Consider the following 1,410-nt stretch of genomic DNA (forward strand, 5'->3'; position numbering starts at 1 on the left):
CGCTTAGCGGTCGGAGTCGGGTAGTTTACTAAAGTTGTGCCGATGGAGAGCACTACCAAAGCCGGCACCACCCGCAGCAGGGATCCCCAAGGAATAGCAGCCCGCCAGTTGCCCCACAGCCGTCTCATCTGCAGATGGGCTTGCTGCCCCCGTCGCCAGCTCCAGATACAGGTGAGGACAAATGTAGCGCAATAGACAAAGTCGGCCAGCAGAGGATCGTCAGATGGGAGATGAAACAGCTGGGCCAAGGCGATGGCTCCCAAGCCTACCCCCAGGTTGATCACCAAGAAGGCCAACAGCACGTGGCGCGCCTTAAGGGCTGCAAATCCGGTCACACTCGGCTCGGCAGGCCGTAGAGGGGGAGATCCAGACACAGAGGCAGAGAGCGCAGTTTTCCCATTCTAGTTTTGGTGGGGATCCCCAGAGGTGGGCTGCTGTCACCTTCTCCGGGAGAGGATGAAGATCCTTTTCTGAAGGTTTGGCCGGCCTTTTCAAGCCCAATCGAGCAGGCCGGTGGCCGCCTCCAAGAGTCGCCAGGCTGAGCCAGCAAGTTAAGATGTGTTACGGAATCCGTTGGGGCATCTATGGGCGCAACACCGTCAACACCGGTAGTGACAACAGCAGCGAGGCAGCATAACTTGGGTTCCGCAGCGGCGGACTCTCCGGTTATGACCATCCCGCCAGCAAATCTGGGAGTGGCACCGGAGTTGAGCCTGCGTTATGACCCAGAACAGTTGGCCAAGCAATATCGAGGGCGCTGGGATCTGGTGGTGCGGCGCCTGTTTCAGTTGATCACCCCCTTTTTGGGCTTGTTGGCCTGGGTGTTTTGGGATCGCTGGCGGGGAGTAGAGCTGAAGAATCGCCCCAAACACGCGGCCCGGCTGCGGGAGATCCTCACGGAATTGGGGCCGACGGCCATCAAAATCGGCCAAGCCCTCTCCACCCGTCCCGATCTGGTTTCGCCCCTGTTTCTGGAGGAACTGGCCAAACTGCAGGATGAGCTGCCCCCCTTTGACAATGCCATCGCTTTTGCCCTCATCGAGTCGGAAATCGGCAAACCCGTAGACAAAATCTTTCGAGAAATCAGCCCCGAGCCGATTGCCGCCGCCAGCTTGGGGCAAGTGTACCAGGCCTACTTGCACAGCGGGGAGAAAGTCGCCGTCAAGGTGCAGCGGCCCGACTTGATTGGGCGCATCTCTCTCGACATGTATATTGTCCGCAGCCTGGCCGCCTGGGCCAAACGCACTTTCCGCCGCATCCGCAGCGACCTGGTGGGCATCGTCGATGAGTTTGCCGGGCGCCTCTACGAAGAAATGGACTACACGCAGGAGGGCCGCAATGCCGAGCGGTTCCTGGCGCTGTACCGTCACCCCTCCATCTACGCTCCCAAAATTTACTGGGAGTACACCC

Annotated in this window: 2 protein-coding genes; one reads left to right on the forward strand and one right to left on the reverse strand. The window is 59.6% G+C overall.

The window, feature by feature from the left end; translation table 11 throughout:
- On the reverse strand, window positions 1-374 hold a 374-nt coding region (locus NW815_RS13195), incomplete at its 3' end, for a hypothetical protein (RefSeq protein WP_414416107.1).
- A 294-nt stretch (window positions 375-668) separates the two neighbouring features.
- Here NW815_RS13195 and NW815_RS13200 point away from each other — a divergent pair.
- On the forward strand, window positions 669-1,410 hold a 742-nt coding region (locus NW815_RS13200), incomplete at its 3' end, for an ABC1 kinase family protein (RefSeq protein WP_414416108.1).

The sequence above is a fragment of the Synechococcus sp. R6-7 genome (assembly GCF_047461695.1).
GTDB lineage: Bacteria > Cyanobacteriota > Cyanobacteriia > Thermostichales > Thermostichaceae > Thermostichus.